Raw genomic sequence first — 20358 nt, 5'->3', positions numbered from 1 at the left:
GACTCGCTGCTCAAAACTCAACCGCGAATACGCCCTCCCCCGCGCCCTCACGCCCCCGCCGCTCTCCATCAACGCCGTGTCCGGTACACGAGGACCCGTCATGCCCCCGCGGGAGCCATACACCAGTTCCATACCAGCCAGTCTGGCAAACCTGTTCACACTCGTGCGCGCCACCCCGACACGCTCAGCCACCCGCACCGCGATAACACCCCGAGCAAGCAAATCAAGGCACAACGAAACCTTCCACCACGGAATCACAGCAGGCACGACACACACTCCAAAAAAATTCAGGTGTTGCACTAGCCCCTTGAAACCACCGGCGGCATACGCGTTGTAGGTGGCAAGTCGCGGAGTGTGGCGGGGTGGGGGAGACGCCGGCGCAGTCGCCGATGCGCGCGTTCACAAAAAACTTCCGAGAATTTTTGCCAACTCGCTAGGAATTTGCGCAAAGCATGCGGTAGCGTTGAAATATCGCAGTTGGGAATTACCAATCTGCGAATGACAACGGCACAACACGACACAAAAGGAGGTGGGTAATCATGAATACAAATCTGTTGAAGAAGGGCGAGACTTTCCTCGGCTCTGCCAACGGCTCCGGCGTCTGGTTCGATCGAATCAAGACCTTGGCCGGGATTACCCCCGGTGTCGTGTTTTCGGACCGTTGAGTCTTAGCTGATCTAAGCTCCTCGCGACCCTCACTCCACTGCCAAAAGTGGCTGTGTTTGTGGTCCCACTGCACCGACCGCAAGGCCGTGCACCTCTTTCTTCAACCCCCAGAACACACCATCCAGGACTCTCGCTTTTGCACCTTTAAACGAGAATCCAACCCGGACCGAAGGTGTCCGGAAATGGAACTAGTGTTCTAAATATCAGGAAAAATCACCATGAAAAACAAGGAGAACCACGTGACGCTGGTATCAGCTTCCGCAGAGGTTTCTGAGCAACAGATCCCAGAACCTCCAGCGCCATTGCAACCCCCTAGTCCGGGTGCGGTGGAGCAGGCAACGCAGGTTGCCGAACCCATGCCTGGATGCGGGCATGGAGAACTCATCATCACGGGCAGCCTGACGCCGCTACCGGATCCGCAACAACGCATGATCCAGGCAGAGACTCAGGATGTCCCCGAGCAGATTCCGGCGTACCTGGAACGGGCAGAGGTTCGCTCCACGCTGGGCAAGCTCAAAGACGGTTTGGCCTACCTGAACCGGATGGCAAACTCGCCGATCAATGAAGAACGTCTCGAAGCCCTGCGCACCGAGGCAATCTCCACGGTACGTTTCATCCGCTGAGGTCAACTGATGCGCGCTGACAGGCCGCCCCGAGCGGCACTAGATAAAGGAGTGGGCCGTGCACAGTCATGACCGCCAAGCCAGAGAAGCCCGCGCTTCCCAGCGCGGGCTTCCGCCTTTTAAAGCCCGCGCGTGCACAGATTTTATGTGGCAGTTTGGCGGGCGGAAGTGCCACGGAATCGATTATGTGGCAGTTTCGGTGGCGAAACTGTCACATAATGTTCCGGTTTCAGCCCCCGCGCGGAGCGCGATAGCCTCGAGATGAAGAGAAGGAGCACCGAATGGAGCAGGATTGGCCGCGCAAGGTCGCGTTGATCACCCTGCACACTTCTCCCATCGATCAGCCGGGCCAAGGCGACGCTGGCGGTCTCAATGTCTATGTGCGCTCACTTGCCCTGAGGCTCCAAAGCCGGGGACTCGCCGTCGAACTTTTCACCCGCCGCACAACCGAAAACCAGCCAGCCACCCTGGTACTGGATTGCGGCATCCGCATCCATTACCTGGACGTGGGTCCACCCGAGCGCATCCCCAAGGAGGACCTGTTGGCGCGGATGGGCGAGTTTGTGGCGGCGATGCGCGGATGCGGGAGTGAGTGGGACGTGGTGCACTCGCACTATTGGATTTCCGGGCTGGCCGGGGTCGCCCTTAGCGACGTGCTTGGCATCCCGCACGTCCACAGCCCGCACACCCTCGGTAAGGTGAAGGCCGCAACCGTCGGACTCGAGGATGAGCCCGCTGATCGGCTCGCAAGCGAGGACGCGATCGCCGCGGCGGGAACCCGGTACATTGCCAATACCGACCACGAGGCCCACGAGCTCACCGAGCTCTACGCCGTGGCACCCGAGCGCATCGACGTGATCCCGCCCGGCGTGGACGCGACGGTGTTTCACGCTTCCCGCCGAGACGCGGCACGGGCGCGCTCCGGTGTTGACCCGGGAGTCATGCACATTGTTTTTGCCGGACGGATCCAGCCGCTCAAGGGCCCGGACGTGCTCCTGCGCGCGCTCGGCGAATTGCGACGCCGGCCTCCGGACATCAAGTTCCACCTGACGATCACCGGCGAGCAAAGCGGCTCGACGGCCATGGATTTGCCGGCCCTCGCGGAGGCGGAAGGGCTGGCCGGTGCACTCACATTCCGGCCGCCGATGCCGCCCGCGCGCCTGGCCGAACTCTTCCGGAGCGCCGACGTGGTGGTCATGCCCTCGCTCGCAGAGTCCTTTGGGTTGGTGGCGCTGGAAGCTCAAGCGTGCGGCACGCCGGTGATTGCCTCGAAGGTCGGCGGGCTACAGGACGCGGTCGCGGACGGCGAGTCGGGATACCTGGTGCCTTTGGGGACAACCGCTAGCGCATCGGCAGGCGGCTTTGCGCTCGCCTTAGAGAAGATGTACGACGGCGGTCCCCGCCTTTGGTCCCGGTTGTCCCGGGGTGCTTCGGTACAGTCCGGAAAATTTAGTTGGGAACGCAACGCGGAAGAGACAGTGGCCAGCTATCGGCGGGCACGGGAAGGGCTGAATCGGTGAATCGGGACGAGTTGGCGGTGGCGTTGGAGGCGGCGCGAATCACCGGGGAGGTGGCAACCACCCGCGAAGACAATATGTTGAAGATTCAGCGCTTTATTGATCATTCCGAGCACGAAGAGTTTGGCGTGACCTGGACGCAGGAGTGGGATGCGGACTCGGTGTTTGCACTCATGGTGGAGCGGGTCGGGATCAACCCGGAGCCCTCGCATGTGAGCGGTCAGGACACCATCGGAACCGCGCTGGCTGTGGCCAAACTTGAGGAGTACGCCGCGATTCTTGGCGAGCGGGCGCGTGCTGGGGCGCGGATTTTGTTCGCTACCGGGCATCCGGGAGGGCTGCTGCCGGTGTACGCCGAATTGGCCGAGGCTGCGCGCAAGCATGGAGCCGAGGTTATCGCCATCCCGGAGGGACTTGCGTCTCAGGGGGGTCACTTGCGGCAAATCATGGGGGTGAAGGTGTGGCACAAGCACGGGTCCCTGTTGCACTCACATTCCCCGGAACACATGCGCCTGGTGTTGGAGTGGATGAGTGCACATGATGTTGCTTTGCCGGATCTTGTGGTGGCAGACCACGGTTGGGCAGGTGCGGCAGCCGACGCCGGGATTGAGACGATCGGTATTGCCGATTGCAATGATCCGGGGCTGTTCGTGTCCGAGGAGCAGGGCCAGCTACGGGTTGCTGTGCCCATTGATGACAACGTGCACCCAGGCCTGTATCGGCCAATGATCGACTTTATCCTCGAGCGTGCCCGGCTCAGTTAGCGGTCAATCTCACCGCGAATAAACTGCTCGACCTTCTCCCGGGCGAGGTCATCGGCGAATTGCTCCGGTGGGCTCTTCATGAAGTAGGAAGAAGCGCTCACCAGTGGGCCGCCGATCTTGCGATCGAGGCCGATCTTAGCTGCGCGGATCGCGTCAATAATGACGCCGGCCGAGTTGGGCGAGTCCCACACTTCCAACTTGTATTCGAGCGAGACCGGGATGTCGCCAAAATTGCGGCCCTCGAGGCGCACGTACGCCCACTTACGGTCGTCCAGCCACTGCACGTAATCGCTCGGGCCGATGTGAACGTCGCGCTCGCCGAGATCGGCGCTGGTATTAGAGGTGACCGCTTGAGTTTTGGAAATCTTCTTGGATTCGAGCCTGTCCCGCTCCAACATGTTCTTGAAGTCCATGTTTCCGCCGACGTTTAACTGATAAGTGCGGTCCAGGGTGACGCCGCGATCCTCAAAGAGTTTTGCGAGGACTCGGTGGGTGATCGTGGCGCCGACCTGGCTCTTGATATCGTCTCCGACGATTGGCACCCCGGCATCGGTGAACTTTTGCGCCCACTCCTCGGTGCCCGCGATGAACACGGGCAAGGCGTTGACGAAAGCGACTCCCGCGTCAATGGCGCACTGGGCGTAATGGCGGGCGGCGTCTTCGCTTCCCACCGGCAGATAACAGACGAGCACATCGGCATCGACGTCTTTGAGGACCTGCGTGACGTCAACCGGAGATTCTTGGGACTCCGTGATGGTTTCACGGTAGTAGCGGCCAAGACCATCCAGCGTGGGGCCGCGTTGCACCGTGACACCGGTCGCGGGGACATCGGTTATTTTTATGGTGTTGTTCTCGCTGGCGAGGATCGCATCCGCAAGGTCCGTTCCAACCTTCTTGGCGTCAACGTCAAAGGCGGCTACAAACTGCACATCACCCACATGGTAGTCGCCAAAAACGGTGTGCATGAGCCCAGGGATGATCTGATCCGCCGGCGCGTCCTTGTAATACTCCACCCCTTGCACCAAGGAAGCGGCACAATTGCCAACACCGACAAGGGCAACGCGAATGGGGTTTTCGGACACAATTCTCCTAGGATGCGCGGCATGGGTGGACCTCACCTAGTCTAAGACTTAACTCGCATCGTGCATTCCTCAATGTGCATACGTGACGGGCTAGGCTGGAAACAGCCGGTAGGAGCGATCGCCCTGCCAACCAGCAATGTCGGTGAGGAGCGCGCAAAAGGTGGATATCGCCGTCGTAGGTTCCGGGCCCAATGGCTTGGCAGCTGCGGTCATTATGGCCAGGGCTGGCGCGCGCGTGAGCGTGTTTGAAGCGCAGGACACGCTGGGCGGGGGCGTGCGTAGCGCGGACATTCTGGGTGCCGGTGTGACGAGTGATGTCTGCTCCGCGGTATATCCGATGGTGCATTCCACGCCTTTTTTCAGTCAGTTCCAGATGAGCGAGCGCGTGAATCTTGTGACCCCGGAGGTGTCATTTGCGCATCCGCTCGATGCGGGGCAGGCGGCTCTGGCGTTTCGCGATCTGGACCGGACGGTCGCCGGGCTTGGGCGTGACGGAAAACTTTATAAGAAGCTCTTGGCACCGTTAGTGGACAGCAGTATTCCCATTTTGGAATATTTGTTGGGCTCGTTTGCGAGGATGCCCCAGAAGCCGCTGACGATGGTGCCGTTTGGGCTCGGAACGCTCTGGCAGTCCGCAAGGTGGTGGAATGCGGGGTTTCGCGAAGAGACGGTGCCCGCAATGCTTTCCGGGGTGTTTGGGCACAACATTAATGTGATGCCGAGTGTCTCCTCGACGGGCGCTGGGTTGGTGCTTGCGATGTTGGCGCACGGAGCCGGATGGCCGATTCCGGTGGGCGGGGCGCAAGCGTTGAGCGATGCTCTCGTTGCCGATCTCGAGCGGCATGGCGGGACGGTGCACCCTGGGGTCAGGATCACAAGTCTGAGCGAGCTCCCCGCCAACTCCACGGTGTTTGTCGACACCTCGTTGCAAGGATTCGGCGAGATGGCGGGGGACGCGTTGCCTGTTGCGTATCGGCGTCGAATCGACAGATTTCAATACGGGAACGCTGTATGCAAGGTGGATTTTCTGCTGAGCGAACCGGTTCCGTGGGCCAATCCGGGAATTCAGGCGAGTGGGACGGTGCATTGCGTGGGCACCCGCAGCGACGCGGCACTGGCGGCTCGCGCGGTAGCGAACGGACATATGCCCGATTCACCATATGTCCTGGTGTCGCAACCGAGCCTTTTTGACTCAAGCCGCGCTCCAGCGGGCCAGCACGTCTTGTGGACGTACACTCATGTGCCGCGCGGCTCCGGTGAGGATCGGACCGAGGCGGTAATCCGCCAGATTGAGCGTTTTGCCCCGGGATTCCGCGACGTCATCGTGAATTCGGTGGCGACGACGGGCGCTCAGATGCCTTTACACAACGCGAATTATGTTGGTGGGGATATTTTTGCCGGAGCCATGACCACTCGCCAAGCGCTGGCGCGTCCGTGGCTCAGCCGGGAACCGTGGCGCACACCCTTGGACGGGGTGTACTTGTGTTCGGCGTCGGTGGCGCCGGGACCGGGAGTGCACGGCATGGGCGGCTACCACGCGGCGGCGACGGCGTTGCGCGATTTCGGGTTGCCCTTCCCGGATCTCTCGCCGTCGAGCTGACCTCTCACTCTCCCGCGTTTCGCATCCCCGTACCGTGTTTCACGACCCGTATGCGGCTCTCAAAACGCGGTACGGGGATGCGAAACGAGTTTAAGTGAGGGCGGGTTCGGCGGTGCGGATGCGGCCGTCAGCAATCTCCACCACGCGATCGCAGTTTCCAAGTTGGGAGCGATCGTGGGTGACCAGAATGGCGGCGACGTCTCGCTCGTGAACCAGGCTTGCCAACAGGTCCATGATCAGTTCGCTGCGTTCGTGATCGAGGGCGCTCGTCGGCTCGTCAATCAACAACACATCCGGGTTCGCCATCAAAGCCCGCGCAATATTGACGCGCTGCTTTTGACCGCCGGAAAGCTGGGCCGGGCGGCGCTTCAGCTGTGACCCCAGACCAACGCTATCCAGCAAGTCGGCGGCCCGTTCACGGCGCGCGTTTGCAGACTCATCGGCACCCTGGAGCAGAGGCACCAGTTCCAACTGTTCTTGGGCGGTCAACGCCGGAAGGAGGTTGGGTTGCTGAAACACAAAACCAATATTCTTTGCACGGAATATTTCGCGTTCACGGCCCGAAAGCCCGTACATGTCTGTGCCGTTGATGTGGACGGAGCCGGAGCTGGGTTGCAGGAGCCCGGCAGCCACCGAAAGCACCGTGGACTTGCCCGAACCGCTTGGCCCGCTTAGCGCCACAAGTTCGCCCTTCTTCGCGGAGAGGGTCACATGGTCGGCGGCTCGGAGGATACCGGTGCCGTCGGGGTATTCCACCGTGACGTTTTCCAGACGCAAGGTCGGCGCGCCTGTGTGATCAGGGTTGTGAGTCATTGTTTTTGTTTCCTTCGTGGAATTGGGCGGCGATTCTTTAGTTGCTGGCGAGTGCCTGCATGGGATTGGTCTTGCGGATCCGGCTGAGGGCAAGGGCTGAACCCACCAGTCCCAGACCAACCAGCCCGCAGACCACGAGCATGACGGTCGCGCCGCCAAGCTCCAACGGGACCACGGCGGCCGCACCGAGCCCCAGCAGCCAACCGAGTAGGGCCCCTAATCCCGCACCGACAATCAAGACCACAGCGGCTTGGATCAGTGAGTCGCGCAGCAGAAATCCACGTGAGGCGCCCAGGGCCCTCAACACGGCGAGGTCGCGACTGCGCTGCAGCGTCCACAGCGAGACAAAGGAGAGAACAACCAGGGAGCTCACACCGTAAAGCACCACTTGCATCAGCACGAGCGAGCCATTCTCCGACTTGAAGGACGGCACAGCGCTCACCGCGGCGCTCGGTGTGAGGGCTTCAGTCCCGGCGACGATCGGGTCCGCACCCGCAACGATGTCCACCAACAGCACACTCGCGGCGGCATCGGTTCCGGTGACCTCTTGCCAGGCTTGAAGAGGGATCCACATGACCGGTGTGTGGCTGTAGGACTCATTGGCAACCACGCGGTCAACCCGATAGTTGGAGCCGAACAGCGAGATTGTGTCCCCCGCTGCGACTTTCAAATCATCGGCGATGGTTTGCGAAATCACGGTGGAATCGGTGGAGACCCCCTGCGGCGTCTTTTCACCCGATACCGCAAACGCCGAAACATTGACGGAGGTGGAATCCGCGGACTCCGCTTTACCTTGCAAGATCGCCATGGGGCTGACCGAGGTGACACCCGGAGCCATCTTCCACTTCTCCAGTTGATCCGCACTTAACGCGGACTCGGTGAAGTTGGGGCTCGCGCCCTCGCCGGTGGAAAAGACCACGCGATCGGCATCCAAATCCCGCACCGCCGATACCGACTGTGACGCCAGCCCGGCCGTCAGCCCGGTCAACATGACCAAGAGCGTGGAAATGAGCGCGACAACCGCGCCCAAGAGAACAAACCGAGTGCGAGCGAATCGAAGCTCGCGCATTGCTAGAAACACTCTCTACCGCCTCTGCCGCAACGTCTGCGGCCTGGAAATTCGTAGGGCCGTTTGGACCTCTATATCCACTCTCGCGCGGTTAAATACGGTGTACATCGAGCAAAGGATCGGACCTGGGTAGTCCAAAAGTGCTACTCGCAATCCCACCTCGAGCAGTCCAGAATGTCAGAGCGGGGAATTACCCTGGATTCATGAGCACATTCGATGAGGATCCGGCACCGGAAATTGCCGTAGTTCGGGAAACCTCACCCTCGTCATCTCGCATCCTGATTCAGATGCGGGTAGCTCTGCACGTCACTTTTGCCCTACTTCTGGGGCTCGGTATGTACCGAACCATCGCTGACTCGGCGTTACCGGCGGGTCAGCGGACCGCAGTCATTGCCGTGAGCATTATGCTCGCCATCGTGTACCTGGCCGGAACGGTTCTAGAAAAGCGGTACGCGCAGGGCCGAATGCGCCGCGCCCAACGCCGCTTTGCAGAGTTGCGTGAGATCAACACGGCGCGCGCCACCCGACTATGGTTTGCCCTTACTTTCGCGATGTGGGGCATTCTCGTCGTGCTCTCGGAAAACTTCATGTGGCTGGCGTTCCCCATGTTTTTTCTGTGTCTTCACGTGCTGGGTCCGCGCTGGGGGCTCCTCGGCGTAGCTGCCACGGTCATCCTGGCGAATACGCACACCATTCTGGGTGACACCGCCTTCGCCATACCCGCCGCGCTTCTCGGAACACTCATCGGCGCGGCGCTCGCGATCGTGGTCTTTCAGGTGTACCGCGCGCTTCTCGCCGAAGCTGAGGCGCAGCGCCTGGCACTTGAACACCTGCGCGCGGCACGCTCCGATCTCGCGGCCGCCGAACGCACCGCGGTTCGCCTGGCCGAGCGCGAGCGCATAGCCGCGGAAGTTCATGACACCATCGCCCAGGAACTGGCGAGTATTGTGCTCATGGCACGCGCGAGCCCCGGAGGCTCTGAAACTCTCGGCACCATCGAACAGAGTGCGCAGTTGGCGCTGGTCAACACACGGCGGCTCGTCCGCGAGCTTGGCGCGCCCTCCCAAGAAACGAGCGCGCGGATCCAGGAAACGGTGGATCAAGTGCGCGCCCAGGCGAAGATCGCTCAGCCGACCTTGCGGATTGACCTCGTGATTGAGGGCGATCCCGTGGCACTCCCCGATTCGTGGAACGATGTGCTCCAGAATGCCGCCCGGGCTTCCCTTTCCAACGTGATCCTGCATGCCAAGGCGAGCATCGCCGTCGTAACTCTCAGTTTTTTCACGCCGGGCGTGCGCCTGGACATCGTGGACAACGGCGCGGGAATGAGTGAGGCGGACGCCGAACGGAGCCGGGGGCGCGGCATAGATTTATTACGACGGCGCGTGCTCGCCTTGGGCGGCAGGGTGGCGCTTGAGAGCCACTCGGGTGCCGGGGGGTCTGGCACGAGTGTTTCGGTGGAATTGGGGATGAACGATGGCAATGCATGAGGTCATGCTCGTGGACGACCACCCGGTGGTGCGTGCCGGATTGCAAGCGCTCGTTGACGGGTTCGCCGATTTTCGCGTCACCCTTCAGGCCGGTAGTGCCGAGGAGGCGGTGCGGGAGCTTGCGCTCGCCGGGACCTCGGCTCCGGAAGTCATCCTCATGGACGTGAATCTGGGGGAAGGGGTTGGGATCACCAAGAGCATGTCCGGAATCGACCTCACGCGCCAGCTGGTCAGGGACGGCAACCGGATTCCGGTAGTGATTCTTTCGGCCTTTGACGCCGAATCGGACGTGTTGGCCGCCCTGGACGCGGGCGCCTCCGGTTATCTGCTCAAAGACGCAAGCCCGGAACAGATTCGTGAGGCGCTCGTGGCGGTCGTGGCCGGGGGAAGCGCGTTCTCGAGCCGCATTTCGCAACAGATGGCGGCACGGTTACGTAATCCGGCCGCCGCCCTCTCGGCCCGCGAAAGTGAAATCCTGGCCGAGGTTGCCGCGGGCGAGTCCAATCGAGCTATTGCCCAGAAGTTGTTCATTTCTGAGTCCACCGTCAAAACCCACCTGGTACACATTTTTTCTAAGCTGGGCGTGGACTCGCGCTCCGGCGCGGTGGCCGAAGCGCGTGCCCGCCGCCTCATCCGTTAGAGCGTGACCGGCTGCCCTGACTCCAAGGACTCGTAGGCGGCCTGGACGATGCGCATGGTGCGTAAACCGGACTCGCCATCGGGTTGGGCTGGATTACCGCTCCGTACGGCATCGATGAATGCGCGCAAGAGCGTCTTATCGCTATTGGGATCAAACCCGTGCCACAGTGTTTTACCGGTGACCGCGGAGAAACCGTCAACGCGCTGACCGAAGGCGTCGATATCCGCGATGCCGCCGGTTCCGACCACTTGGAGGGTCAGCCCGCCCCACGTCGGGTACCCCACGGGTTTAGACCAGGACGCGTCGATCGTGGCAATGACGCCGTTCTCGTAGGTAATGGACACCAGCCCGCCAGTTTCCAGATCGGTCTCATCGGCCCGGATCATATGGTTGCTGACCGCGTACACTTCTTTCGCGGCGCTCCCGTTAAAGAGCGAATCCAACAGATCCGCCACGTGCACGGTGTGATCGGTAATCGCGCCGCCGCCGGCAAGCTCCTTCTCACCGAACCAGGCGCGTCGCGAGACCGGGACACCGCCGTTATTGGTTCCCGAAACGGCAACCGCTTCGCCGAGTTTTCCGTCATCGTAGTCGCGTTGAAGGCGGTTGAACGCAGCGGAGAAGCGGACCGGGTAGGCGATCATAAGCTGAACACCGGCCTCACGGCACGCATCCACCATTGCCTGGCCGTCTTCCACCGAGGTGGCGATCGGTTTCTCGCACAGCACGTTCACTCCTGCGGCGGCGGCGCGTTCGGTGAGTTCGCGGTGCTTGGAGTTCTCGGCGCAGATGACGACCGCGTCCGGACCCCAGTCCAAGAGTTCTTGGTAGGTGTCAAAGTAGGTGTCAATGCCGAGATCCTTGGCGAACTGCGCGCCACCGGATTCCGTTTGCGGGCGTTGGGGGTAGTCCTCGTCGCTGGCGGCGACCTCAACATCCGGCATGGAGTTGAGCATGTAGGCGTAACCGCCAGCGTGCACGTGGGCAAAGGACATGACGCCAATTTTCAAGGGTTTCATCGTGAGATTTCCTCCATCGAGACGGCGCGGCCGGACGCTATGGACTGGTTGGCGGCGTGGGCGAGCTTGACGGCCATCACACCATCGCTTGCCGAGACGCGGGGTGTTTTGCCGCCGGTAAAGGCGTCGCCCATTTCGCCGATTTCTGCGTAGAAGGGGCTGTCGATCATCGCAAACCCGGGAAGGAGCCCTCCGGCACCGTCCTCTTGAGTCCCCGAATCCACCATGTAGGTGTTGGATTTTGCCGAATCGAATTCCAAGAGCCCTTTGGTTCCGGCGACTTGGAAACTGTAGCGGAACGCCGTGCCAACCCGGCCCCACACTCCAGTGATGTAGCTGATGGCACCGCTGGTATGTGTCATGGTGACTTGCGCCGTACAGGTGCCGCGGTGAGTCAACTGCGGGTCTGAATCGATTAACCGGGCGTAGACGGTAGCGACCTCCCCGGCAATCCAGTAGGCGGAATCCAGGTCATGGATCATTTGGTCCATGATGATCCCTCCGGAGAGTGCCGGATCGGCAAACCAACCTTGTCCAGGCCGCTCGCCGACACGCAAATAACGTAAAACCGCGGGTTCGCCGATCTCCCCGGAATCCACTCCGGCCTTGAGCGCGGCGTACTGCGGAAAGTAGCGGACCACATGTCCGGGATAGAGCTGCACGCCCTTGTCCTTTGCCGCGGCCGCGATGCGTTCGGCATCCTCGACGGTGAGCGCAAGCGGCTTCTCGCACAGCACATCCTTGCCCGCTGCGATGGCTGCCAGGGCGACCTCGGTGTGCGCAAAGGTCGGCGTGCAAATGTCCACGACATCCACCGCGTCTAACAGCTCCTCCAGGCAGTCCACGGCGACCCCGGCGCCATGACGTTCCACTAATTCGGGGGCTTTGCCATCAAGCGAGTACGCGGTGATGTCTGCGCCGTAGGCGGCCCAGGACGGTAAGTGTGCATTGGAAATACCGCCGGCCCCGACGATACCTACTTTGAGTTGGCTCACGCCAAACCTTTCTCAAACCGCACTGATTGGTAAAAATCAATCAGGTTTGTGATGATAGTGAGATGGGACACATAGATGTCGGATCTATTCAATACGCTTTACCCGACGGCAGGCAACTGTTGAACGGTGTGACGTTTCGCGTCGGCGAATCCCATAGGGCCGCACTGATTGGTCCCAACGGTACCGGCAAGACCACTCTCTTGCGCATTCTGGCCGGGGAGCTAACCCCTCATGCGGGCGCGGTCACCACCTCGGGGACGGTAGGATACATGCCGCAATTCATCGGGTCGGCGGGCGCGGACATGACGGTCGGGGACTTGCTCTTGCTCACCGCAACGCCGGCCATTAAAAACGCCGCGCTCGCATTGGCGCGCTCCGAAGAGGCGATGATGGTCGAGGACACCGAGAAAACCCAGATGGCCTACGCGAACGCGCTCGCCGATTGGGCGGACGTGGGCGGCTACGATCAACAAACCCAGTGGGACCTCGTGACGCATCACGCGCTCGGCATCGACTATGACCGCGCACAGTACCGCAACGCGGCAACGTTGAGCGGCGGCGAGCAGAAGCGGCTCTTCCTTCAGGCGCTGTTCACCTCGCACCATGACGTGCTCCTCCTCGACGAGCCGGATAACTACCTCGACGTCCCCTCAAAACTCTGGCTGGAGCGCCAACTGCAAGAAACCGACAAGTCGGTACTCTTCATCTCCCACGATCGCGCTCTCATCGCCGGCGCCGCGAGCCGCATCATTACCTTGGAGCCGGGAAAAGCCGGTGCCAGCAGTTGGACGCACGGCGGCGGTTTTGCCACTTACTTCGAGGCGCGCGAAGACCGCAACGCCAAACTCGCCGAACGCCGATTGCGTTGGGACGAAGAGCAGCAAAAACTGCGCGAACTCATGCTCATGTATAAGAACAAGGCCGCCTACAACTCGGATATGGCCTCGCGCTACCAGGCCGCAAAGACCCGGCTGGAACGGTTTGAGGCCGCCGGACCACCCGAAGAAGTACCACTCGCGCAAAAGGTGTCGATGCGGTTATCCGGCGGTCGCACCGGAAAACGCGCCATCGTGGTGAGCAACCTCGAACTCACCGGCCTGATGAAACCCTTCAACGCCGAAATCTGGTTCGGCGACCGGGTGGCCATTCTCGGCTCTAACGGTAGCGGGAAGTCCCACTTCATGCGGCTGCTTGCCTCCGGCGGCACCGCACCCGAAAGCGAACACCTCCCGGTATCCGAAATCGAGATCGACCCGGTTGAGCACAGCGGCACCGCGAAGCTCGGGGCTCGCGTGCGTCCGGGCTACTTCGCCCAAACCCACGTCCGCAAAGACCTGAGCGCCCGCACCCTCATCGACATTCTGCACCGCGGAGACGAACGTCGCGCCGGAATGGGCCGTGAGCAAGCCGGTCGAGTCCTGGACCGCTACGGCCTAGCCCGCCAAGCCGAACAGACCTATGACTCGCTCTCCGGAGGTCAGCAAGCGCGGTTGCAGATTCTGCTCCTCGAGCTCTCCGGCGCCACCTTGCTCCTACTCGATGAGCCCACCGACAACCTGGACATCGATTCCTCGGAAGCGCTCGAAGCGGCCATAGCCGCATTCGAGGGCACGGTGCTCGCAGTCACCCACGACCGTTGGTTCGCGAACGAATTCGAACGATTCCTCGTCTTCGGCGAGGACGGAAATGTCTACGAATCGGACGCGCCCGTCTGGAATGAGGCTCGCGTCGCCCGCGAGCGCTAAACTGCCAGGACTGCCACAACAGTCCATTCGGGCGCACTACCTGCCATCCACAGTCACACCGCCATAGAGGGGCCAATCATGACCGAATCCCGCGTGCGCTCAGCACTCTGGGCAACGATGGTGGTGTTTGGGCTGAACGGCCTGGCCTTCGCCAGCTGGGCCGCCCGTATTCCGGCGGCCTCCAGCGCACTGAACATCACCGACGGCCAAACCGGTCTCTTGCTCATCATGGGCGCGATCGCCTCCATCATCACCCTCCCGCTCGCGGGCTCCGTCGCGGCGCGGGTCGGCACCGCGAACACCGTCCGCCTCGGCGCAATCATCTGTGGCGTCGGTGCCCTCGTGATGGCGCTTGGCTTGAGCATCGGCATCTTCGCGGTCACCGGAATCGGCCTGTTCATCTTCGGCATGGGCATCGCCCTCTGGGATGTCGCCCAAAATATCGAGGGCGCCGAAGTCGAGCGGCTCGCCCGCAAAACCTACATGCCCAAAATGCACGCGGCCTTCAGCGGCGGAGCGGTTGTCGGCGCGCTCATCGGCTGGCTCTTGACGCGCCTCAACATCTCGTTATCCACGCACTTGATCGGCCTTGCCATCGCCGAGGTCGCGATCATTCTGTGGGCCACCGCAAAGTTCCTTCCGGTGGCCACCCCACAAACGCACGACGGCGATGCTCACCTTGGTGAGCCAGGCGGCGGCGAGGTGCGTGGTCAAGCCGGGGACGCGCCGTCGAACATCAGTCGATTTGCCGCGTGGCGGGAGCCGCGGATCCTGGCGATCGGGTTCATGGTGTTGGGTGCGGCGATCACCGAGGGCGCCGCGAACGACTGGATCGCCAAGGCCACCGTGACCGGGTTGGATCAGACCGAAGCGGTCGGCGCGATCATGTTCGCCGTGTTCGTGGGCGCGATGACCCTCTTCCGATACGTCGGCGGCGCCGTGGTGGACCGCTTTGGCCGTGCACCGGCGCTGTATGCGAGCTTTGCCGTGGCGTTGGTCGGGCTCGTGATCTTCGTGTTCTCACCGTGGCTCTGGCTCGCGATGGCCGGGGCCGCGCTCTGGGGATTTGGGGCGGCGCTCGGGTTCCCAGTGGGGATGTCCGCAGCCGCGGATGATCCGAAGCGCGCCGCCGCTCGCGTTTCCGTCATTGCGACTATCGGGTACATCGCCTTCCTCGCAGGGCCGCCGCTGCTCGGATTCTTGGGCGACCACTGGGGAATCCGCAACGCGCTGTTGGTGATTGCGGTGCCGATGCTGCTCTCGATGTTGCTGGTGCGGCCCGCGATTCCGGCACACTCGCAGGCGCCGGGCGCGGCGGGACCGGCTGGATCGGACGGGGAACCGCGTCGACCGGAAACCGGCCCGCTCTCCCTCCCCTAACCCCACTAAGTAGGCGCAGATTAACAAAAGTGTGCGGGATCCCGTACAACTTCGGTGATCTGGTACAACTCGGACGGTCCGGAGGTGCCGCGACGGCCGGGCGGCATCATGCCGCGACACCACCTGCCCGTCGGGACGTAAACTCAAAACCTGAGGGAAGGGGAGGACTATGTCGAAGCGGGAAAAGGCGAAACGAGGGTTCCGGCACGTGCAGTCGCACGGCAAGCGGGTCAATGCGCTGGTGCGCGCGTGGGATCGGGCCGGGATAGGACAGATCGGCAAACTGCCCCAGGGCGAGATTGACCGCGCCATGCTGGCCCTGACGAACGCCGCGAATCATTCCAAACTGTGGATCGGTTCCGCGGCGGCGATGTATGCGGTCAAGGGCAACCCGCGCCAGGCCGCAATTCGGGGCCTGCTTTCGGTGGGTGTTGCGTCCGCGATCACGAGCGGGGTGCTCAAGCGCGTGCTTCCGCGCCGCCGCCCGCATGAGCAGGATCTTCCGGTCTTCCGCTTCCTGAACCCGCAACCGGGTAGTTCCTCGCTGCCATCCGGGCATTCCGCGTCGGCGTTTGCTTTCGCGACCGCAGTCACCATCAATTCACCGCGGCTCGGGCTGGTCTTTGTGCCGCTGGCCGCCGCGGTGGCGTATTCGCGCGTGCACACCGGGGCGCACTGGCCTTCCGACGTGCTCATCGGCTCTGCGCTCGGGGTGGGCTGCGGATTTCTCACCCGGCACTGGTGGACGCTGCGCCCGCCGATCCCGCACCGCGAACTGGAGAAGGGCCAGCGCCAGCACCTGCCCGAGAGCGGCGAGGGGATGCTCATGGTCGTCAACCCGCACGGCGGCTCCTACACCGAGGGCGTCGAGGGTTGGCTCCACGAGAACATGCCGGAGGCCACCTTTGTCGAGTTGCGCGAGGGGCACGACCTCAAATCCGATATCCTGACCGCGCTCGCTGACGATTCCCGACTCACTATGCTCGGCGTGTGGGGCGGCGACGGCACCGCTGGCACGGTTGCCGACGTGGCCGCCGATAAGGATTTGCCGCTCATGGTCATGCCCGGTGGCACGTTCAATCACTATGCGCGCGATGTCGCGGTCGAGAGTCCGGACAGCGCGCTGGAGGCCGCGCGCCTGGGGCGCGTCGTGCGCTCCGACTTGGGCCAGGTCACCTTGGAATTTGCCTCCGGTGCCACAAAGAACGACGGCGATGCCTCACCTTCTTCCCGCACCGTCACCATGCTGAACACCGCAAGTGTGGGGGTTTATCCCGAGCTCGTGCGGCGCCGGGAGCGCCTTGAAGGGGTGCTTGGCAAACCGGTTGCCGGGTTGCTCGCCGGGCTGGAGACGTTTGTGCGGGCTCGTCCGACCGTGCTCAATGTGGGCGGCGGAGTCCGCAAGGTTTGGATGGTTTTCGTGGGACGCGGACGGTACTACCCGGAGGATTTGGCGCCGTTGGTGCGCCCCTCGATCAACGATGGTTTGCTGGATATCCGTAGCGTCAGCGCGTCCTTGCCGTGGGCTCAAGTACGGACCATTTGGGCGGCGTTGACCGGGACGTTGGAGCGCTCCAAGGCGACGGTCTTTGAGCATAAGCCAACGTTCGAGGCGTCCTCCGACGTGCCGTTCAGCTTCGCGGTGGACGGCGAGGTGTATGACAACGCCACGCGCGTGCAGATTCGGGTGGAGCCGAAAGCGATCGATGTCTACTCCTTCGGCATTTAGCCGCCCCAAGAAAAAAGTTGGCGCAGATCGCCGAAGTTGTACGGAATTCCGTACAACTTCGGCGATCTGCGCCAACTTGGATTGCGGACCGTAGGTGGCCGCATACTGACCGCATGCGCGTGACGTCCGCGCCCCCTTCCTGCCAAAATCATGAAGGTCACTCTTGCCAACCGGACAACTCACGATATATCGTGAGTTTGTCACCGTAGCTGTACCCACACTCGCCACCGCAAAGGGGAACCGAGGCACCCATGCCATTGATTGAAGCGCACGAATTGCGCAAAACCTACAAGTCCAAGAGCGGGCCGGTGCACGCCCTCGACGGGCTGAACCTCGAAGTACCGGAGGGGACCGTCAAGGCGCTGCTCGGTCCCAACGGGGCCGGAAAAACCACCACCGTCAAGGTCCTGACCACACTCCTCAAACCAGACAGCGGCACCGCCACCATTGACGGCATCAACGTGCTCAAGACACCCCAAGCGATCAAGCGCATCATTGGCGCCTCGGGCCAGTACGCGGCCGTGGATGAAAACCTGACCGGCCGGGAAAACCTGGACATGGTCGCCCGGCTCTACCACATCGACGCGAAGACCTCCCGCGCCCGTGCCGACGAACTCATCGACCTTTTCGATCTCACCGAAGCCGGAAATCGCCCGGTCAAGGGCTTCTCCGGCGGCATGCGTCGGCGTATCGACCTGGCCTGCGCCCTGGTCATCAAGCCCCGCGTGCTGTTCCTGGACGAACCGACTACCGGACTCGATCCGCGTAGCCGCATCCTGATGTGGGACATCATCCGCAACCTCGTCTCCGACGGCACCACCTTGCTCTTGACCACGCAGTACCTGGAGGAGGCGGATCAGCTCGCCGACCACATCTCGGTCATCGACACCGGGAAGGTGATCGCCGAGGGTACCGCCGACCAGCTCAAGGCCCAGGTCGGCGGACACCAGGTTGAGGTCACGCTCGTGGATGCGGCGGACATCGAAGGCACCCGCGCGATCCTGGAGCGGCACGGCAACGGCGAGGCGCGCATTTCTGGCGACGGCCGCACCGTGCACATTCCGGTCACCGACGGGCCCGCCGTCCTCCAGCGCGTGCTCGCGGACCTGGAGGACGCGGGAATCGCCCTCCATGACGCAGGCATGCGCCGGCCCACACTGGATGACGTGTTCCTCAAGCTCACCGGGCACGTGGCGGAGGAAGAAAAGAACGACGACGAGCCCTCACCTCGCGAGAAAGAGGTCACCAAATGAGCACCGTCACCCTGGCACCTGCCGCGCGCCCCGCCGTCGTAAATTGGATCTCGGACGGCTGGGTGGTGACCAAGCGTAATCTGCTGCGCATGTGGCGATCGCCCGATATTCTCATCTTTGCGATCATTCAGCCGATCATGTTTATTTTGTTGTTCACCCAGGTGTATGGAAATGCAATTCCCATTGAGGGTATCGATTACACCCAATATTTGATGGCCGGTATTTTTGCCCAGACCGTGGTTTTTGGGGCGACGTTTTCTGGTTCGTTTATGGCCCAAGATCTCAAATCCGGGATGATTGATCGTTTTCGCACCTTGCCGATGTCGCCGACCGCGGTGCTCATTGGGCGCACAAATTCCGACCTGGTGTTAAACGCGCTGTCCCTGCTGATCATGGTGTTGTCGGGGTTTGTGGTCGGATGGCGGTTCAATAAGGGGCTGGGTGAATTCTTCGTCGCCATGGCACTGCTATTGCTTTTCAGTTATGCGTTTAGCTGGGTGATGTGCCTTTTGGGGATGCTGGTGCGCTCGCCGGAAACCATTAATAATGCGAGCTTCATCATTCTGTTTCCAATCACCATGATCTCCAATGCGTTTGTCATGAGCGCGAGCTTGCCCGGACCGTTGCGCTGGTTTGCCGAAAACCTGAACCCGGTGTCTGCGCTGGGTCAGGCAACGCGTGAACTGTTTGGCAATACGGGCACCATGCCGGTGCCCGATACCTGGCTCATGCAGAACTCGATTCTGGGCGTCGTTGTCTTGTCGGCGATCCTGCTGGTCATCTTTGTGCCGCTGGCTACCGCTCGGTTTAGGGCTATTAGCTCGCGCTAGCGCTGGGCACCGTCTCAACCAGAAGTCATGGGCCGTGGTGCTTTCTCTCATCCATAAGGGTGAAGGCGCCGCGGCCCATTTCATTCTTCCGAGCATCCCTTTTCTCCCGCGAGCTTCCTAGGCTGGAAGGGACATAATCACCACAGTCGAAATTGGGGCGGGACATGATTGAAGTTCGCAATCTCAGCAAGCGCTACGGCGATAAGCAGGCCGTCAGTGGCATTTCTTTTGACGTTCAGCCGGGTAAAGTTACCGGCTTCTTGGGGCCCAACGGTGCCGGAAAGTCCACGACCATGCGCATGATGGTGGGGCTGGATAAACCCACCGGCGGTGCCGTTTCCATAAACGGGAAACAGTACAACCAGTTGCATGCGCCGTTGCGGGAAATTGGTGCGCTGTTGGATGCCAAGGGCGTGCACACGAGCCGGAGCGCTCGCAATCACTTGCTGTCTCTGGCCGCAACCCACGGCATCGAAAAATCCCGGATCGATGAGGTGCTCTCGATCACCGGGCTGACCCAAGTGGCGAAGAAGCGTGCCGGGGGGTTCTCGCTCGGTATGGGGCAGAGGTTGGGTATCGCCTCTGCTCTCCTGGGTGATCCGCACACGCTGATTTTGGATGAGCCGGTCAACGGTTTGGATCCCGAAGGCGTGATGTGGGTGCGCAACCTGGCACGCGGACTCGCTGCCGAGGGGCGCACGGTCTTCTTGTCCTCGCACTTAATGAGCGAGATGGCGCAGACCGCGGATCACCTGGTCATTATTGGACGCGGACGCATCATTGCTGACGCCCCAATTGCGGACATTTTGGCCTCTAAGGGTCGCCAGACCGTGCGCGTGGCAACCGAAAGCCCGGACGCGCTGGGCCAGATCTTTGCCCGAGACGGTGTCAGCGTGCAGTCGGTGGAGCCGAACGTGCTGACGGTCGCGGGACTGGATCCCAAGTCGATCGCGCAAGCTGCACTCGATAACCGCATCCTGATCTATGAACTCACCCCCATCCAAGCGTCGCTGGAGCAGGCCTACATGGACCTCACTCGCGACGAAGTGGAGTACCACTCAGGCGCGGCTACCGGCCCTGGTGCTCCCGAAGTTCCGGCTCATGACGATAACGCGGCGGTCCGCTAAGCGGCGCTCGAAGAAT

18 protein-coding genes are annotated in these 20358 nt (G+C 61.9%); 13 read left to right on the top strand and 5 right to left on the bottom strand.

The window, feature by feature from the left end:
• Positions 1-539 precede the first annotated feature (539 nt).
• The 4 genes from O148_RS18175 to O148_RS0106480 all read left to right on the top strand — a co-directional run bounded on the left by O148_RS18175 (position 540) and on the right by O148_RS0106480 (position 3570).
• Positions 540-665, top strand: coding sequence for a hypothetical protein (locus tag O148_RS18175; protein WP_276203064.1), 126 nt, complete (start codon positions 540-542; stop codon positions 663-665).
• Positions 666-905: 240 nt separating this feature from the next.
• Positions 906-1289, top strand: coding sequence for a hypothetical protein (locus tag O148_RS0106490; protein WP_169737509.1), 384 nt, complete (start codon positions 906-908; stop codon positions 1287-1289).
• A 281-nt stretch (positions 1290-1570) separates the two neighbouring features.
• Positions 1571-2809 carry a glycosyltransferase gene (locus O148_RS0106485; RefSeq protein WP_035745153.1) on the top strand — a complete coding sequence of 413 codons (1239 nt, stop codon included), beginning with the start codon at positions 1571-1573 and terminating at the stop codon, positions 2807-2809.
• The gene (locus O148_RS0106480; protein ID WP_026530264.1) at positions 2806-3570 is read left to right on the top strand and encodes a phosphatase; all 765 of its coding nucleotides are present in this window, start codon (positions 2806-2808) and stop codon (positions 3568-3570) included. Before O148_RS0106485 ends, O148_RS0106480 begins: the two co-directional genes overlap by 4 nt.
• Here O148_RS0106480 and O148_RS0106475 read toward each other — a convergent pair.
• Entirely contained in the window at positions 3567-4652 is a 1086-nt protein-coding gene (locus O148_RS0106475) for an inositol-3-phosphate synthase (protein WP_026530263.1), read from the bottom strand. The two genes, O148_RS0106480 and O148_RS0106475, sit on opposite strands and share 4 nt — an antisense overlap.
• A 160-nt stretch (positions 4653-4812) precedes the next feature.
• Here O148_RS0106475 and O148_RS0106470 point away from each other — a divergent pair, with 160 nt between their 5' ends.
• Positions 4813-6252 carry a phytoene desaturase family protein gene (locus O148_RS0106470; protein ID WP_240470809.1) on the top strand — a complete coding sequence of 480 codons (1440 nt, stop codon included), beginning with the start codon at positions 4813-4815 and terminating at the stop codon, positions 6250-6252.
• A 90-nt stretch (positions 6253-6342) separates the two neighbouring features.
• Here the strand turns inward: O148_RS0106470 and O148_RS0106465 are convergent, their stop codons facing one another.
• Together O148_RS0106465 and O148_RS0106460 are read right to left on the bottom strand one after the other, a co-directional pair.
• A complete protein-coding gene (locus tag O148_RS0106465) occupies positions 6343-7065 on the bottom strand; it encodes an ABC transporter ATP-binding protein (protein WP_035745149.1) in 723 nt (240 codons plus the stop codon).
• Between the two features lie 37 nt (positions 7066-7102).
• Complete coding sequence (locus O148_RS0106460; protein WP_051619927.1) at positions 7103-8134, bottom strand: ABC transporter permease; 1032 nt, start codon at positions 8132-8134, stop codon at positions 7103-7105.
• A 203-nt stretch (positions 8135-8337) separates the two neighbouring features.
• Here O148_RS0106460 and O148_RS0106455 point away from each other — a divergent pair, with 203 nt between their 5' ends.
• The gene (locus tag O148_RS0106455) at positions 8338-9624 is read left to right on the top strand and encodes a sensor histidine kinase (RefSeq protein WP_026530259.1); all 1287 of its coding nucleotides are present in this window, start codon (positions 8338-8340) and stop codon (positions 9622-9624) included.
• A complete protein-coding gene (locus tag O148_RS0106450; protein ID WP_026530258.1) occupies positions 9611-10264 on the top strand; it encodes a response regulator in 654 nt (217 codons plus the stop codon). Before O148_RS0106455 ends, O148_RS0106450 begins: the two co-directional genes overlap by 14 nt.
• On the opposite strand, the gene O148_RS0106445 is transcribed toward O148_RS0106450, so the two are convergent.
• Both O148_RS0106445 and O148_RS0106440 read right to left on the bottom strand, forming a co-directional pair.
• Positions 10261-11283, bottom strand: coding sequence for a Gfo/Idh/MocA family protein (locus O148_RS0106445; protein ID WP_035745147.1), 1023 nt, complete (start codon positions 11281-11283; stop codon positions 10261-10263). The genes O148_RS0106450 and O148_RS0106445 overlap by 4 nt on opposite strands.
• Positions 11280-12278 carry a Gfo/Idh/MocA family protein gene (locus O148_RS0106440; RefSeq protein ID WP_026530256.1) on the bottom strand — a complete coding sequence of 333 codons (999 nt, stop codon included), beginning with the start codon at positions 12276-12278 and terminating at the stop codon, positions 11280-11282. Before O148_RS0106440 ends, O148_RS0106445 begins: the two co-directional genes overlap by 4 nt.
• Positions 12279-12340: 62 nt before the next feature.
• Between O148_RS0106440 and O148_RS0106435 the strand changes: the two genes are divergently transcribed.
• The 6 genes from O148_RS0106435 (at position 12341) to O148_RS0106410 (ending at position 20342) form a co-directional block, all read left to right on the top strand.
• The gene (locus tag O148_RS0106435; RefSeq protein ID WP_026530255.1) at positions 12341-14023 is read left to right on the top strand and encodes an ABC-F family ATP-binding cassette domain-containing protein; all 1683 of its coding nucleotides are present in this window, start codon (positions 12341-12343) and stop codon (positions 14021-14023) included.
• A gap of 78 nt (positions 14024-14101) precedes the next feature.
• Positions 14102-15403: an MFS transporter gene (locus O148_RS0106430; RefSeq protein ID WP_051619926.1), complete on the top strand. Its 1302-nt coding sequence runs from the start codon at positions 14102-14104 to the stop codon at positions 15401-15403.
• A 169-nt stretch (positions 15404-15572) separates the two neighbouring features.
• Positions 15573-17132, top strand: coding sequence for a bifunctional phosphatase PAP2/diacylglycerol kinase family protein (locus O148_RS0106425; protein ID WP_051619925.1), 1560 nt, complete (start codon positions 15573-15575; stop codon positions 17130-17132).
• Between the two features lie 251 nt (positions 17133-17383).
• A complete protein-coding gene (locus O148_RS0106420; RefSeq protein ID WP_026530252.1) occupies positions 17384-18385 on the top strand; it encodes a daunorubicin resistance protein DrrA family ABC transporter ATP-binding protein in 1002 nt (333 codons plus the stop codon).
• Positions 18382-19215: an ABC transporter permease gene (locus O148_RS0106415; protein ID WP_051619924.1), complete on the top strand. Its 834-nt coding sequence runs from the start codon at positions 18382-18384 to the stop codon at positions 19213-19215. Before O148_RS0106420 ends, O148_RS0106415 begins: the two co-directional genes overlap by 4 nt.
• 164 nt (positions 19216-19379) lie before the next feature.
• Positions 19380-20342 carry an ABC transporter ATP-binding protein gene (locus tag O148_RS0106410; RefSeq protein ID WP_026530250.1) on the top strand — a complete coding sequence of 321 codons (963 nt, stop codon included), beginning with the start codon at positions 19380-19382 and terminating at the stop codon, positions 20340-20342.
• The last annotated feature ends 16 nt before the right edge of the window (positions 20343-20358 follow it).

It is taken from the genome of Haematomicrobium sanguinis DSM 21259, from assembly GCF_000688395.1.
In the GTDB taxonomy this organism is placed as follows: Bacteria; Actinomycetota; Actinomycetes; order Actinomycetales; family Micrococcaceae; genus Haematomicrobium; species Haematomicrobium sanguinis.
The sequence above is the reverse complement of the archived record's forward strand: the minus strand, read 5'-3'. Positions and strand labels throughout refer to the sequence as shown.

Coding starts and splice junctions, on each gene's coding strand:
- O148_RS0106415 (WP_051619924.1), top strand. CDS start 18,382: ATGAGCACCGTCACCCTGGCACCTGCCGCGCGCCCCGCCGTCGTAAAT.
- O148_RS0106465 (WP_035745149.1), bottom strand. CDS start 7,065: ATGACTCACAACCCTGATCACACAGGCGCGCCGACCTTGCGTCTGGAA.
- O148_RS0106455 (WP_026530259.1), top strand. CDS start 8,338: ATGAGCACATTCGATGAGGATCCGGCACCGGAAATTGCCGTAGTTCGG.
- O148_RS0106410 (WP_026530250.1), top strand. CDS start 19,380: ATGATTGAAGTTCGCAATCTCAGCAAGCGCTACGGCGATAAGCAGGCC.
- O148_RS0106430 (WP_051619926.1), top strand. CDS start 14,102: ATGACCGAATCCCGCGTGCGCTCAGCACTCTGGGCAACGATGGTGGTG.
- O148_RS0106435 (WP_026530255.1), top strand. CDS start 12,341: ATGGGACACATAGATGTCGGATCTATTCAATACGCTTTACCCGACGGC.
- O148_RS0106420 (WP_026530252.1), top strand. CDS start 17,384: ATGCCATTGATTGAAGCGCACGAATTGCGCAAAACCTACAAGTCCAAG.
- O148_RS0106450 (WP_026530258.1), top strand. CDS start 9,611: ATGGCAATGCATGAGGTCATGCTCGTGGACGACCACCCGGTGGTGCGT.
- O148_RS18175 (WP_276203064.1), top strand. CDS start 540: ATGAATACAAATCTGTTGAAGAAGGGCGAGACTTTCCTCGGCTCTGCC.
- O148_RS0106485 (WP_035745153.1), top strand. CDS start 1,571: ATGGAGCAGGATTGGCCGCGCAAGGTCGCGTTGATCACCCTGCACACT.
- O148_RS0106425 (WP_051619925.1), top strand. CDS start 15,573: ATGTCGAAGCGGGAAAAGGCGAAACGAGGGTTCCGGCACGTGCAGTCG.
- O148_RS0106460 (WP_051619927.1), bottom strand. CDS start 8,134: ATGCGCGAGCTTCGATTCGCTCGCACTCGGTTTGTTCTCTTGGGCGCG.
- O148_RS0106445 (WP_035745147.1), bottom strand. CDS start 11,283: ATGAAACCCTTGAAAATTGGCGTCATGTCCTTTGCCCACGTGCACGCT.